The organism is Pantoea sp. BS_8, assembly GCF_041954965.1.
Classification (GTDB): Bacteria; Pseudomonadota; Gammaproteobacteria; order Enterobacterales; family Enterobacteriaceae; genus Pantoea; species Pantoea stewartii.
This window is the reverse complement of sequence record NZ_JAVAXU010000001.1, coordinates 979,963-993,546: the sequence shown is the minus strand read 5'-3', so window position 1 is coordinate 993,546 and position 13,584 is coordinate 979,963. Positions and strand designations below refer to the sequence as shown.

Here is a 13,584-nt window from a genome sequence, read left to right as displayed (position 1 = left end):
ACCCGGAATTATCATCTTGTAAAATTTGCAAGTAAAAATAAATATGTTATTTAATGATTAAAGAGTTAACTAAAACAATGAAAATGCAAAAAAATGATTATTCCTCTGCGCGGAAGCTTAAATTATCAAAAACCTTAAAAGCCTGACGTCTGGATGCGAAAAATCAATGAAAAGCAGTTTTATTCATTGGAACATTCCAGGCATGAAAGACAAAACAGGAGATAATTATGGAAAGAAAAGATTTACGTCAGCTATTAGCATCAGCACAACAGGAACTGAACAGATTAACTACAAAAGAAAAAGCACTGAGTCGCAAAGAGAAAACGCACAGGAAAATTGTGCTGGGTGGTGAGGTTGCAAAGTATCTTGGACTGTACGTTGATCAGGATATGTTAGTGGGTTTTCTTATTACTTGTGCCGGGCTAACAGAAGAACAACGCAAAAGGTTCATAAGTAACGGGGCCAGAGCCAGAGAAAACGAAAATATGAAAAAAGAGCAGAAAAATAAAATTTCAACAGTAAAACGTAAACAGGAAAAACAGCAAGCCGAAGTAGCAGATCCTGTATCAAAGAATGGTAATACATCAGAGGAAAATAAAGAGGGTGAAAACGGATTGAATCTGCGTTACCAGAGTCATTTTTCTTCCATGTTGGGTAAGGCAGTAGATAAAGGTAAGTAATATTTTTCTTATAGAACGCTGAGCAGCCGAAAACTTGTTTTCTGCTGTGAAGGGTTGAGCAAGCCAGATGGCGCGGTAGGAATTAATTTATAACCGTTTGTTGACATTATCAATATAAATGTTATTGAAATTATGTTGTCATCCTTTTTATTTTTTATATGTGGTGCGGTTGTTATATACCTTGTCCTGACATTCAGAAATATAACGTCCCTTTTGGTTATGCAGGGCGTCAGGAACCTGGTTCAGTCCCCTGGTGGTTTACCGCCAGGGGATTTGAATATTTAACTGTCAGGGAATTTTTGTATTATTTTCTGCTAGCAAACTCAAACGGTCTGACCATCCCTTCACGGTTGGCATCCAGAAAATCAGCCCACCATTTCAGCATCAGGCGGCGTTGTTCAAGGTGTTTAGCCTTATGCGTGTAGGCAGCGCGAACGTTATTTTTTTCCATATGGCTCATTTGAAGTTCAACCACGTCTTCCGGCCAAAGTCCGGACTCAATCAACGCACTACATGCAAGGGTACGAAAGCCATGACCACAGAGGTCGGTTTTGGTGTCGTAACCCATTTTACGCAGTGCTTTATTGATGGTGTTTTCACTCATGGGCTTCATGGCATCATAGCAGCCTGTAAAGATAAAGCCGTCGTCAGTACTGACATCACCTGTGATATTTTTCAGCTCATTCAGAACTGCCACCGCCTGTCTGCACAGTGGAACATAATGCTTCCTGCGCATTTTAGATCCCCGCCCTGAATGTCTGATACCCTCAATGGCTTCACGCTGTTCCGGGATAATCCATAGCGCACTTTTAAAATCAACTTCTGACCAGCGGGCAAAGCGGAGTTCACTGGAACGGACAAACGTTAGCAGGTTGAGTGTAATTGCCAGTGACGTGAGCCTGCTGCGTCCCTGATAACCATCAATACGTTCCAGAAGTGCTGGTATCTCTTCCAGTTCAATTGCAGGCCGATGCTCTGTCTGTGGCTTCTGTACAGCACCTTCAAGATCATAGGCAGGATTGAAGCGGATGATCTTTTGCTGAACAGCATATCGCAGGATAGCGGTAGCGTACTGTTTTACCCGCATAGCGATTTCAAGATAACCGAGTGTTTCAATCTTCTTGATTGGAACCAACAGATCCCCCGTGTCTAACTCACCTGTATCTTTGTTGCCGATATCAGGAAACAGGTAAGTTTCAAGACGAGTCCAGACTGAGCGCTGATAATCTTCTGACCAGGTTGTTTTCGTTGCAAACCAGCTTTTAGCAACTGTTTTAAAAGCGCGGGTATTGTTACGTTTATCCATCGTGGTTTTGTTGTCAGCCTGTTTTTTAGCGCTGGGATCAACTCCTGATGCTAAAAGCTTTTTGGCTTCGTCGCGGCGTTGCCTTGCGTCTGCCAGAGAAACGGCAGGGTATACACCTATGGAAAACACCTTTTGTTTCGCTTCAAAGCGATAACCCAACTGCCAGTACTTTGAACCGTTAGGATGTACCAGCAGGTAGAGGCCGAACCCGTCAGTGAGCTTAACGGGCTTTTCAGCGGGTTTGGCATTTTTTACTTTGGTATCAGTAAGTGGCATGGCAGTTACCCCCTGAATGCTGGTAAAAGGAAAACCGAACCAGCTTTACCAGTATTTTTACCAGCAAAAGGGTGTAGCTTCGAGTATTTTTTAATAGACGTGAGTAGACAAGCTTGAAGGGTTAACCAATTGATAGAAAGCAAAAAACCAGACATCAGTAGACATCTGGTTTCTTTAAATTGGCTCCTCTGACTGGACTCGAACCAGTGACATACGGATTAACAGTCCGCCGTTCTACCGACTGAACTACAGAGGAATCGTGCTACAGGGCGCATAGTAATGGACTGATCTTACTGAGTCAAAGCGGTTTTCGCGCCGGACAGTCTGTTTGCTGAAGGATTCAGCATTCTGGTTGTTTCAAGCGCAACTTTGCGCATTCCCGATCTTCTTCATCCATAAAATGGTTTTATCACAGCACCCATGCCGGACAGGTGAGTGCGACCCGCATCATCGATGCCTATGCAACAAAGGAAACGGATTAGCCTGACCATCCTGTTCCAGGCGGCCCATGATGACAAAGCCCAGCTTTTGATAAACGTGCATAGCCTGCTTTTGTTTATTCACGTCGAGTGCATTCGCGCCACAGGTTTCCACTGCATATCAGTAAGCGATAGCGTCCTACGTCTTCCTTACCACAGCCACAAACGCACCGCAGAAGGCTGGCGTTGCGCCATCCACGGACGTAGTATGCAGCATTCGTCCCTGTAGCTTGTCTCAAACACTCTTTATCACAGGTAATATCGTCATGGCGTTGATTCCAAAAAACTACTCACGGCTTGAAAGTGGCTACCGTGAGAAAGCCCTGAAAATCTATCCATGGGTTTGTGGGCGCTGTTCGCGCGAGTTTGTCTATTCCAACCTGCGTGAATTAACGGTTCATCATATTGATCATGACCACACCAATAACCCGGAAGATGGCAGTAACTGGGAATTGCTGTGCCTGTACTGCCACGATCACGAACACTCGAAGTATACGGAAGCTGACCAGTACGGCACCCGGGTTGTGGCGGGTGAGGACGCGCAAAAAGACGTGGGCGAAGCCACCTATAATCCCTTTGCGGATTTACAGGCAATGCTGGATAAGAAAAAGTAAGACTGAAGGCCCGGACGTGACCTTTGCGTTCGTGCCTGACAGCGGCCAGACGCGCATCCGTTTTTATGCGCCTGCTATCCACTCCCTCTCTGACTGTCCGCAGCTTATACCCCAGGGGCAAAGCCCTTCTGCACGAGGCTGAATCAACAGCCTGGTGATGTCGTTCGCCTCTCAGTGCAAAAGTGCAGTATGCCCGTTGATATGCTCACCTGGCGCGTACTCCGTTTTAAACAGCTATGGTTAAAGGGGCACCGTCGACCATGGAGAAGTGAATGAACGAGCAACTGCAAGCACAGATTGCCGCAAGGCTGGCGTTGACAGCCGGACAGCGGCAACAGACGCGCACGGCGCTGAGTCAGGGTCTGCCAGCGGAACCTGATTCACGACGCGCACAGCGTTATGCCTTTCAGCAACGTGCCAGACAACAGGTCATCATCGGCACGAATGATTTGCTGCCCGTCTCTTTTTTGCAGCAGGGGCTGAGCGCCGCCAGGGCGGTGGCACTGGTCAGGGAAGATGGCGTACCCAAAGGCAGTGGGTTTTTAACCTGGGGCAACCTGTTTGTCACGAATCACCATTTGTTACCTGAACCGCCTGAAAAAGGCCGTATTACGCTTCAGTTTGGCTACCGCCAGGGGGAAGCGGGTGAGATGATTCAGGGACGTCTTTTCAGTGTGGATGCGGAACGCTTCTGGCTCACCAGCCCGACCGAAGCATTGGACTGCACGCTGATCGCGTTAGGCGACGCGCTTGACGACAGTGGCGAGCAACCGCTGCCGCTGGCGCTCAATGACCGCAACGATAAACATGCGTTGGGCATCCACCTTAATCTTATCCACCATCCCGGCGGTGCGCCGCAGCAGGTCTCGCTGCGCAATAATGCACTGTTAGCCCGTCATGAAGAGTTTTTGCACTACGAAGCCGACAGCGAAGGTGGCTCGTCGGGCGCACCCGTTTTCAATGACAGCTGGCAGCTGGTGGCGCTTCATCACGGTGGCGTGGAAGAGAACGGAAAATGGGTCAATGAAGGCATCCGCATCAGCGCGCTTACCGACTGGCTTAAAGGCGCGCTGCCGACGTTACCTGAAGCCTGGCAATCGTCGCTGATGCAGGCGCTCAAGGCTGAGCCTGCAGCGGAACAGGTGTTGCCCAGTGCCGCTGCACCCGATGAAAATTACGCTAATCGCGACGGTTATCAGGCGGGCTTTCTGTCGGGCACGCATGTTGATGTCGCCGGCATTATCGCGCCACGCGCCAGTGAAGTCGCACCGCTGCGTAATGGGCGCAGCGGTGCAGAAGCCACGCTGGATTATGAGCACTTCTCGCTGATCATGAGCGCAGGGCGGAAGCTGGCCTTTTTCACAGCCACCAATATTGATGGTGCGCGCTACATCAATATTGACCGCGGCAGTGGACAACCTTCGCTGCTCCCTGAAGGCGACCGCTGGTATGAAGACAGCCGTATCGACAGTCGCTATATCACCGGCCAGGCGTTCTATAGTGAATTCAGCCGCTGGTTTGATCGGGGCCATCTCACCCGCCGTAGCGATCCCACCTGGGGCACCGCGGCCGAAGCAGTGCGCGCCAATAAAGACACGTTTCACTTTACCAACTGTTCACCGCAGCATTTTCGCTTTAACCAGAGTGTGCAGTACTGGCAAGGTGTTGAGCGCTACATCCTGGAATATGGTGTGTTAAAAACCAAACAGCAGATTAGCGTGCTGACCGGACCGGTACTTAACGATCAACACCGGCAATACGGGAACTTACAGGTGCCGCTGATGTTCTGGAAAGTGGTACTGCGCATCGGGCCGCAGGGCACGCCGCAGGCCACCGCACTGCTGGTCAGTCAGGATAAGTTGCTGGACGAACCGCGCCGCGTACTGCCGCTTCAGCAGCCGGAAGCGGTTCCGCAGGTGGATGAATACCGCGTTTCGATTCGTTCACTGGAAACACTCACCGGGCTTGATTTCAGCGCGTTCCGCGACTGGGACAGCTGGCAACCCGATCCCAGCCTGCTGGCCGATCCTGTGCAGGCAAAGCTGATTATGAGCTGGTCTGAGGTGTTATAAAGGGACGGCGGCAATCGGCTGAATGTAAGGGACATCACACTGCCCGTTCTGGTGTTCCGAACGGGCAGCATTCGTAGATTGTCGCCACTGATGTATCGTCCGGCACCGGGTTGGCAGGCTTGCCCGCCAGCAACGCCCTGAGCAGTATGCCAGCCTGAGATTCAGCCGGACGATCGCTGCATGTGTTCGCGGTTCGCCCCGGCTAAACCATGACATTAACCCGACGGGTTAACCGCGCCACTGGCGGCAAGAAAACAGTAAGCCGATGCCGCGACCTGTCCCGGCATCGGGGCAGACAAGGCCTACGCCAGCAAACCGTGCGGATCCAGGACATATTTGGCGGCCACGCCGGCATCAAAGCTGGCATAACCCTCGGCCGCCTGTTCAAGGGGCAGCACTTTGGCGTTCACAATTTTCGCGATGGGTAACCGGTCATGCAAAATTGCATTCATGAGCTGGCGGTTATATCGCAGCACTGGCGTTTGTCCGGTGTGCAGGGTTTGCGCCTTTGACCAGCCCAGGCCAAACTTCAGGCTCAGGGATCCTTCACGGGCTGCCTGCTCCTGAGCGCCCGGATCGTCTGTTACATACAGTCCCGGAATACCAATCTTACCGGCTACCCGGGTGACAGCCATCATGCTGTTCAGGACAATAGCCGGCTGCTCTTTACCCGAATGGCCCCGCGCTTCAAAGCCAACCGCATCAATCGCCGAGTCGACTTCCGGCACGCCGATGATATCCGCGATCATTTCACCCAGGCGATCGTGTTTGCTCAGGTCGACGGGCACAAAGCCCATTTTTTCTGCATGCGCCAGGCGATCCTGATTGAAGTCACCAACCATCACGACCGCTGAACCCAGAATTTGCGCTGAGGCTGCCGCGGCCAGGCCAACCGGGCCCGCGCCCGCGACATAGGTCATCGAACCGACGCCCACGCCCGCCGTGACCGCACCATGAAAGCCAGTCGGCAGAATGTCTGACAGCATGGTCAGATCAAGAATTTTTGCCAGCGCCTGATCCCGGTCAGGGAACTTCAACAGGTTAAAATCGGCATACGGCACCATGACATATTTCGCCTGTCCGCCAACCCAGCCGCCCATATCGACATAGCCGAATGCGCCGCCAGCGCGTGCCGGATTAACCGTCAGGCACACGCCGGTATCCAGTTCCCGGCAGCAGCGACAACGTCCGCAGGCCACGTTGAAGGGGACAGAGACAATATCTCCCACGTTAAGCATTTCAACGTCGGTGCCTTTTTCAATGATTTCGCCGGTAATTTCATGCCCCAGCACCATGCCCGCCGGTGCGGTGGTGCGTCCACGTACCATGTGCTGATCGGAGCCACAGATATTGGTCGACAGCACTTTGATGATGACCGCGTGATCGATTTTTTTACCCGCGGGGCTGACGAATTTCGGATCGGCAATATCCATCACTTCAACCTTACCGGGCCCCTGATATACCACACCTTTATTGGAAGCGTTTCCCATAGTAATGTCCTGTCTGGCTGATTAAGAGGTCTGTCTGGCAGCGCGGTATCATGCATGTAGGGTGAGGTACTTACCGGTCTGCAAAGGCAGTGTAAGCAAGTCAGTGGTGCTTAAATGATCTGACAACGACATCGGGACGGGAAAAAACGCAGAATGGCGACATCGAAAGAAATAATAAAAACAGATCGCCATTGTGCAATAAAGCCTGTCCGGACATCCTGTCGAAAATAAATAAAATGATTTTATTAAAAACGACCTGTAATTATCTGTCGGCGACAACGTCGCTTATTATTATATAGGCTTTTCCTATGCCGTTATTTCACGTCAGACAGTGCTATGATAAAAATGAATTAGCTCACGCGTGTTGACTTCATTTTTTTCAGGCGGTCAGGTTTTAATTAAGGATTGCAATAACCCGGCAGTTACGAAATAAAGCGTCAGAATATCGTGCCTTAATACCCTGCGATCGTTATCGCCAGAGGATTACCGTATCGCTGACGGTTATTTCTGGCATGTCGACCGCAATATATCATCAACCGCAATGGTCGCTGAGTGTTAATCATTACGTAGAAGGAACAGGACAATGAATATTGTTACGCCCGCGTCGCCCGCTACGCTCAGAAAGGTAACAGCCGCTGCCGCTATAGGTAATTTTGTCGAGTGGTTTGATTTTGCCGTTTATGGTTTCCTGGCCACGATTATTGCCCAAAACTTTTTTTCACAGGCACTTCCGCAGACCGCCTTATTACAGACGTTCCTGGTGTTTGCCGTGGCGTTTGCCTTGCGGCCATTAGGTGGGGTGATATTCGGTATGCTGGGGGATAAATATGGGCGTAAACGTATCTTATCGTTGACGGTACTCATGATGGCGGGCGCGACCACGCTGATTGGCCTGCTTCCGACCGACAGGCATCTGGGGATCATGGCCCCGATTCTGCTGACGCTGGCCCGCTGTATTCAGGGATTTTCGGCAGGAGGGGAATATGCCGGAGCCTGCGCCTATGTGATGGAGCATTCACCGCCACGCAAACGCGCCTGGTACGGAAGCTTTATCACGGTCTCGACGTTTTCTGCTTTCGCGGCTGCGGCAGTTATCACTTTTCTGTCAGATGCCGCGCTGGGCCAGGATCAGATGCGCGCGTGGGGCTGGCGTATTCCTTTTCTGATTGCGGCCCCGCTGGGGCTGGTGGGGATTTATCTGCGCATTCGTATGGAAGAGACGCCTGCTTTCCGGGCTGCACGTCGCGAAGAGGCGGGAACACATGCGGCACTTGCTGACACGTTACGCCAGCAGACAGGAAACATCCTGCGGCTGGGGGCCTTTATCGCCTTAACCGCGCTGACGTTTTATATGTTTACCACCTACTTCTCGACCTTTCTCCAGTTGCAGGGCCACTTCAGTCGGGCCTCGGCCTTGCTGGTCTCCTTCCTCGCGCTGCTGTTTGCGGCGGGGCTCTGTCCGGTAGCGGGGGCGCTTTGTGACGGGATAGGCAGAAGAAAGACGGTGGCTGTCACGGGCGGATGGGTGATCGTAAGTGTCTTACCGGCCTGGTGGCTGGCCAGTTCGGGCCTGCTCTGGGCCGCCATCCTCGGGGATATGCTGTTAGCGACGGGGGCGGTGTTTTCGGGCGTCGTGACGGCCGCGTTACTCTCCGAAGTCTTCCCCACGCGGGCACGGTATACCGCCTCTGCCATTACCTACAATCTGGCCTATACGCTTTTCGGCGGCACCGCACCGCTGGTGGCAACCTGGCTCATTGACTACACAGGCAATACGCTGTCACCGGCCTTTTATCTTGTTGCGGTCGCGGTGCTGGCGCTGGCGGGCGGGCTGAGCTTGCCCGAAACCTCACGTATTTCTTTGCAGGATGACGCCGCACATCCGCATTCGCGGCAACAGGGTGCGGTAAAGCACGTGGGGACGGTCGCCCGCAAGGAGCCGGTGTGAGGCATAAAGGTCACCAACCGGGCACCCGCCCGGGTTATCTTCTGATGGCCTCGCTGGCGGCGCATAAAACTGCGACATAAGCATTCCTCCGCATAGCGAGGGCGGCATCGGCGCGAAGCAGGCCAGGGACTGTGCAGCATCGCAGGGGAAGTGCTTATCACCCATTGCGGTGTCAACACGTCAGAGAAAGCGTGACCCGACGGGTCACCCAAGATCGCCAAGCAACGTGCTGGCTGAGAAATGATGCGCAATCTGCGCCTGCAACAGTTCGGCGCAGCCCAGCGCATCGGTCAGCGCGTTGTGGGCCGGATAGTGCGGCAGATGATAACGGGCCCGACAGTCAGACAGGCGCAACGACAGTCGGGGGCGCGGTCGCCACCATTTCTGTCGCCAGCCGTTTTGCCGCTGTGCCGCAATAACGCGCGCCTCCAGCGCCAGCGTATCGATACAGGGGAACACAATGCCTTCGCCAATGCGCTTTTTAAATGCTGCATCCAGAAAAGGCTGTTCGATCCCTTTGTGATGGACCACCATCACGTTTCCCGCCATCATTGCCAGCAGCCTGAGCAGCACAGCATTCAGGTCCGGGGCGCGGGCAATTGCGGAATGTGTGATGCCGTGAATAACCACCGACTCTGTTCGCAGGTCGGCACGCGGATTCAGTATCCAGTGCTGGCTGCCCTGGATACGGATGCGCGACAGGCTCATCGGCAGTAAACCGATACTGACAATATCGTCATGCTGAGGATTCAGGCCGGTGGTTTCAAAATCCATCGCCAGTAAGGGAACGTCGGACAACGGTGTATCGGGTGACGGCATGCCAGACAAGTAGTAGTTTTTCAGCGCGGCATGGCGCGTTTCCCTGGCCCGTCTGGCGAGGACGGCGGGCCAGTCCTGCGGCAGCACGCTGTCCTGGCGGGCGCGGACACAGGGCGACAGCAATGCTTTATTGATATGCAGCATTAAACGCTCCGCCCTGGCTGATAGCGATATTTTAAAAATTTTTGCGCATTGCTGAGGATCTGAAAGGCATCCTTCAGATTCTTGCGCTCAAAGTCAGACAGATTAAGCGGTTCAATCCGGTTGTCCGGTTCCTGGCCGTTCTCCACATCCTGCGCCTGGTGGCGGATGCGCACCATCGAAATAAACTCCAGCGCATCCCGCAGATCCTGACCGCGTCCGTGGGGCAAAATGTCGGCCTGCATAATCGTCTGCAGCCGATCAAAGGAGTTATGCGCCGTTGCGCCCGCCGCCAGCGCATGCACACGAATCAGATCGGCCAGCGGGGCCGTTCCGCGCCGTTTCATATCAATGGATTGCGTATGCTGGCCGGAGGGCTCCATCACAAAGTTTTTAAAGAACCCCAGCGGCGGCTTTCGCAGCAAGGCATTGCGCGCCAGACAGGCGAGAAAACGGGCGTTGTGCCGCGCTTTGTGTCTGATACGCTGGTTAAGCTGTTCTCCCCATTCCACCTGGCCCCAGACGGCGTCCAGGTCGAAGAAAATCGCGCTGTCCAGCAGCGATTGCGGTGAGGGCGAATCGATCCACTCATCAAAATAGCGTTCCCAGACGGAGAGCGGCTGACACCAGCGGCTGTTTGTCGCCATGATATTTCCCTTGCAGTAGCGATAGCCGCAGGCGTCCAGCCCGTCACTCACGCGCCGGGTCAGCGCCATAAAATAGGGCGCATGGCGCAGTGGGTCATAACGGTTATCCAGGATCAGGGCATTATCCTGATCGGTGACGAGCAGTTGCTCCTGGCGGGCCATCGAACCCAGGGTAATAAAGCAGTAGGGGACCGGCGGCGGCCCCAGTTCCGCCTCGGCCAGCGCCAGCAGGCGCTGCGTGAAACTGCGACCAATGACCGCCATGGCGCGGCCAGTCATCTGCGAGTTGGCATCTTCACGTACGATGCGGCTGAAACAGGCACGTACCTCGTTTTTCAGGGCGCTCAGTTCGTCCGGGCGCTGGCAGTGAAAAATGCGGCTGACGATAAACAGACTGTTTTGCGATTCGTAGCGGATAATGTCCGATTGTGAAATCACGCCGACAGGACAGCCGTTTTTCATCACCGGCAGATGATGAATATTGTGCTGCATCATGGTCAGCATCGCTTCAGACACCAGCTGATAATGTTCCACATGGTTCAGCGGTGCGGTCATGATCGCCTTCACCGGTGTCTCAAACCCGAGTCCACCCGCGATGACCCGCTCACGCAGGTCTTTATCCGTCACGATGCCGGTCAGCGCCGGCCTGACGGCGGGGTTAACTTCTGCCATCGGCGTCACGATCAACAGCGAGGAGACATCCTCTTTACTCATTTTCACCGCGGCGTCGCGCACCGTGGCCCGGCTGTCGAGGGTAACGGGCGGTCGGCTAATCAGGGCCTCAATGCGGGAGGCCATCAGGCCGTTAGCCTCTTCTGTGCGCGCCACGGTTTGCCGGAGACGGGTGCGGTCCTCCACTTCCACTAAATCGGCAAATTCCTCGTATTTGCGAAACAGCGCATTAAAAATCGGGGCCGGGATCAGGTAAGTCAGCGTATCTTCCAGCGCGGTCACCGGAAAGCGTACGCTGTTTTCGCGCAACAAACCAAATTCGCCAAAATAGCCCCCGGCCGTCAGTCGGTTATACAGATCGCCATTGCGTCGGTAGATTTCCACCGCGCCGCTGCGAATCACATACCAGGCATCGACAGGCTGGCCAAAGGTGAGAACAGGCGTTCCGGCTTTGAAATAGCTGACCTCAATGTGCGCGGCGATGCGCGCCAGCGCCGTGAGCGGTAAGGTGTCAAACGGCGGATAGCGCTGAATGAAGTCGATAATTTCCTGATGGGCTGACTGCACGGTGACCTCCTTTTCTGCCACAGCGGACAGCCTGACCTGCGCGGTCCGATCAACGCTGACTTATTGATTAGGCACCGCAGGGGCAGAACGTGCCAGCCGCGGTTCTGACATCAGTCCTTTCACCACCGCGACTGAGGCGATCAGCAAGACCAGTGCGAACGGCAGCCCGGTCGAGACCACCATCGCCTGTAGTGCATCCAGCCCACCGCCGAGGATCAACGTTATCGCAACCAGCCCTTCAAACACGCACCAGAACACGCGTTGTGAAGTGGGAGAGTCGATCTTGCCACCGGAAGCAATAATATCGATGACCAGCGTGCCCGAATCCGCCGACGTCACAAAAAACACCACCACCAGAATAATCGCCACCACGCAGGTGATTTTTGCCAGCGGCAACGTATCCAGCATGGTGAACAACTGCAGCGGCAGAACAGCATCGGCAATGCTATGATAGCCTTCGGTGAAATACTGATGAATGGTGGTGCCGCCCAGCACCGTCATCCACAGCACGCAGGCCAGTGACGGCACCAGCAGTACCGAGATCATGAATTCACGCACCGTGCGACCACGCGAGATGCGTGCAATGAACATCCCGACAAAGGGCGACCATGAGATCCACCATGCCCAGTAAAACGAGGTCCAGCCTGCGGCAAAATTGCTGTCAGGGCGGGCAACCGGATTCGACAGGGCGGGCAAAAACGCAAGATAGGAAGCCAGGTTTGAGAAAAAACCGCTAAACAAAATCAGGGTAGGGCCGACCACAATGATAAACAGCAGCAGTAACCCAGCCAGAATCATGTTGGCTTCAGATAACCGCCGTACGCCGACATCCAGCCCGGCCACCACCGAAAAGGTGGCAATCGCGGTGATGACGATCACCAGGACAATCTGCGTAGTTTGTCCTAATGGCACATCAAACAGAAAATTCAGGCCGGACGCCGCCTGGGAAGCGCCCAGCCCCAGCGAGGTTGCCAGACCAAACAGCGTCGCCAGTACAGCCAGGATATCAATGATGTGTCCCGGCCAGCCCCACACCGCGTCGCCCAACAGCGGATAAAACAGCGAGCGGATCGTCAGCGGTAAACCTTTATTGAAAGAGAACAGCGCCAGACCTAATGCCAGAAAGGCGTAAATGGCCCAGGGATGCAGCGCCCAGTGAAAAATCGTGGCGGCCATCGCCAGCTGGTGCGCATTGTCGGCCGCGCCAACTGCGCCATTCAGGGGAGCCCAGTCGGTACGTACACCGTTTTCCACAACGGTGCCACCCATTGAGCTGGAGAAGTGCGACAAAGGCTCGGAAACGCCATAAAACATCAGGCCAATGCCCATTCCGGCGGCAAACAGCATGGAGAACCAGGTCACGTAGTTGTAGTCAGGGCGGGCCAGCGTGCCGCCGAGGCGCACTTTACCGAGGGGGGAAATAATCAGGCCGAGACAGAGAAGAACAAAAATATTTCCGGCACTGATAAAGAACCAGTCGAGTCGGGTGGTCAGCCAGTTCAGCATTCCTTTAAACAGCGGTGCCACATCACTTTGAAAGACGAGCGTTAAAACGATAAAGGCAATAATGACCATCCCGGAGAGGACAAATACCCGGTTGTGAATATCCAGACCGAAGGGGCCAACATTTACCACAATATTGTCCTGCCCCACCTGATAATCAGTATCATAAGGTGCGACGTCCCCGTCAGGCAGCATGGGATCTCTGGCGTCTGCCATAATCATTTCCTCGCGATTTGTTCGTTGTTGTTAATGCCATCCTCAGCACGCCGGGCTGGCTCTGTTTTAGTTAACGGACATCGTTTCGCTCATCCCTGACAATCCCTGTTTTCCTGTGGTGCAAGAGTGCGGCTATCAGTCGCCTTTCCTTTCA

Annotated in this window: 9 protein-coding genes and 1 tRNA gene; 4 read left to right on the top strand and 6 right to left on the bottom strand. The window is 53.8% G+C overall.

What is annotated here, in order from left to right:
- Positions 1 to 227 precede the first annotated feature (227 nt).
- A complete protein-coding gene (traD, locus tag RAC65_RS04515) occupies positions 228 to 680 on the top strand; it encodes a conjugal transfer protein TraD (RefSeq protein ID WP_375096405.1) in 453 nt (150 codons plus the stop codon).
- A gap of 304 nt (positions 681 to 984) precedes the next feature.
- On the opposite strand, the gene RAC65_RS04510 is transcribed toward traD, so the two are convergent.
- Both RAC65_RS04510 and RAC65_RS04505 read right to left on the bottom strand, forming a co-directional pair.
- Positions 985 to 2,262: a tyrosine-type recombinase/integrase gene (locus tag RAC65_RS04510; protein ID WP_375096404.1), complete on the bottom strand. Its 1,278-nt coding sequence runs from the start codon at positions 2,260 to 2,262 to the stop codon at positions 985 to 987.
- Between the two features lie 180 nt (positions 2,263 to 2,442).
- Positions 2,443 to 2,518, bottom strand: a tRNA-Asn gene (locus RAC65_RS04505).
- 489 nt (positions 2,519 to 3,007) lie between these two features.
- Between RAC65_RS04505 and yajD the strand changes: the two genes are divergently transcribed.
- The gene (yajD, locus tag RAC65_RS04500; RefSeq protein WP_058701609.1) at positions 3,008 to 3,355 is read left to right on the top strand and encodes an HNH nuclease YajD; all 348 of its coding nucleotides are present in this window, start codon (positions 3,008 to 3,010) and stop codon (positions 3,353 to 3,355) included.
- 272 nt (positions 3,356 to 3,627) lie between these two features.
- Positions 3,628 to 5,427 (top strand): DNA/RNA non-specific endonuclease, encoded by a 1,800-nt coding sequence (locus RAC65_RS04495; protein WP_133745348.1) that lies wholly within the window; start codon positions 3,628 to 3,630, stop codon positions 5,425 to 5,427.
- Between the two features lie 302 nt (positions 5,428 to 5,729).
- Here RAC65_RS04495 and fdhA read toward each other — a convergent pair whose 3' ends face one another.
- Positions 5,730 to 6,917, bottom strand: a complete 1,188-nt coding sequence (gene fdhA / locus RAC65_RS04490) for a formaldehyde dehydrogenase, glutathione-independent (RefSeq protein ID WP_058708382.1) — start codon at positions 6,915 to 6,917, stop codon at positions 5,730 to 5,732.
- A 583-nt stretch (positions 6,918 to 7,500) separates the two neighbouring features.
- Between fdhA and RAC65_RS04485 the strand changes: the two genes are divergently transcribed.
- Positions 7,501 to 8,865: an MFS transporter gene (locus RAC65_RS04485; RefSeq protein ID WP_172912963.1), complete on the top strand. Its 1,365-nt coding sequence runs from the start codon at positions 7,501 to 7,503 to the stop codon at positions 8,863 to 8,865.
- Positions 8,866 to 9,069: 204 nt separating this feature from the next.
- Here RAC65_RS04485 and RAC65_RS04480 read toward each other — a convergent pair whose 3' ends face one another.
- Genes RAC65_RS04480 through RAC65_RS04470 form a run of 3 tightly spaced genes read right to left on the bottom strand, consistent with a single transcriptional unit; the run spans position 9,070 to position 13,430 of the window.
- A complete protein-coding gene (locus RAC65_RS04480) occupies positions 9,070 to 9,828 on the bottom strand; it encodes a 3'-5' exonuclease (protein WP_033740392.1) in 759 nt (252 codons plus the stop codon).
- Positions 9,828 to 11,711: a DUF294 nucleotidyltransferase-like domain-containing protein gene (locus tag RAC65_RS04475; protein WP_033740948.1), complete on the bottom strand. Its 1,884-nt coding sequence runs from the start codon at positions 11,709 to 11,711 to the stop codon at positions 9,828 to 9,830. Before RAC65_RS04475 ends, RAC65_RS04480 begins: the two co-directional genes overlap by 1 nt.
- 60 nt (positions 11,712 to 11,771) lie before the next feature.
- Positions 11,772 to 13,430: a BCCT family transporter gene (locus RAC65_RS04470; RefSeq protein WP_375096403.1), complete on the bottom strand. Its 1,659-nt coding sequence runs from the start codon at positions 13,428 to 13,430 to the stop codon at positions 11,772 to 11,774.
- Between the last annotated feature and the right edge of the window lie 154 nt (positions 13,431 to 13,584).

Excerpts from the sequence above, each read along its gene's own strand:
- RAC65_RS04495 (WP_133745348.1), top strand. The coding sequence starts at position 3,628 with ATGAACGAGCAACTGCAAGCACAGATTGCCGCAAGGCTGGCGTTGACA.
- traD (WP_375096405.1), top strand. The coding sequence starts at position 228 with ATGGAAAGAAAAGATTTACGTCAGCTATTAGCATCAGCACAACAGGAA.
- fdhA (WP_058708382.1), bottom strand. The coding sequence starts at position 6,917 with ATGGGAAACGCTTCCAATAAAGGTGTGGTATATCAGGGGCCCGGTAAG.
- yajD (WP_058701609.1), top strand. The coding sequence starts at position 3,008 with ATGGCGTTGATTCCAAAAAACTACTCACGGCTTGAAAGTGGCTACCGT.
- RAC65_RS04510 (WP_375096404.1), bottom strand. The coding sequence starts at position 2,262 with ATGCCACTTACTGATACCAAAGTAAAAAATGCCAAACCCGCTGAAAAG.
- RAC65_RS04485 (WP_172912963.1), top strand. The coding sequence starts at position 7,501 with ATGAATATTGTTACGCCCGCGTCGCCCGCTACGCTCAGAAAGGTAACA.
- RAC65_RS04480 (WP_033740392.1), bottom strand. The coding sequence starts at position 9,828 with ATGCTGCATATCAATAAAGCATTGCTGTCGCCCTGTGTCCGCGCCCGC.
- RAC65_RS04470 (WP_375096403.1), bottom strand. The coding sequence starts at position 13,430 with ATGGCAGACGCCAGAGATCCCATGCTGCCTGACGGGGACGTCGCACCT.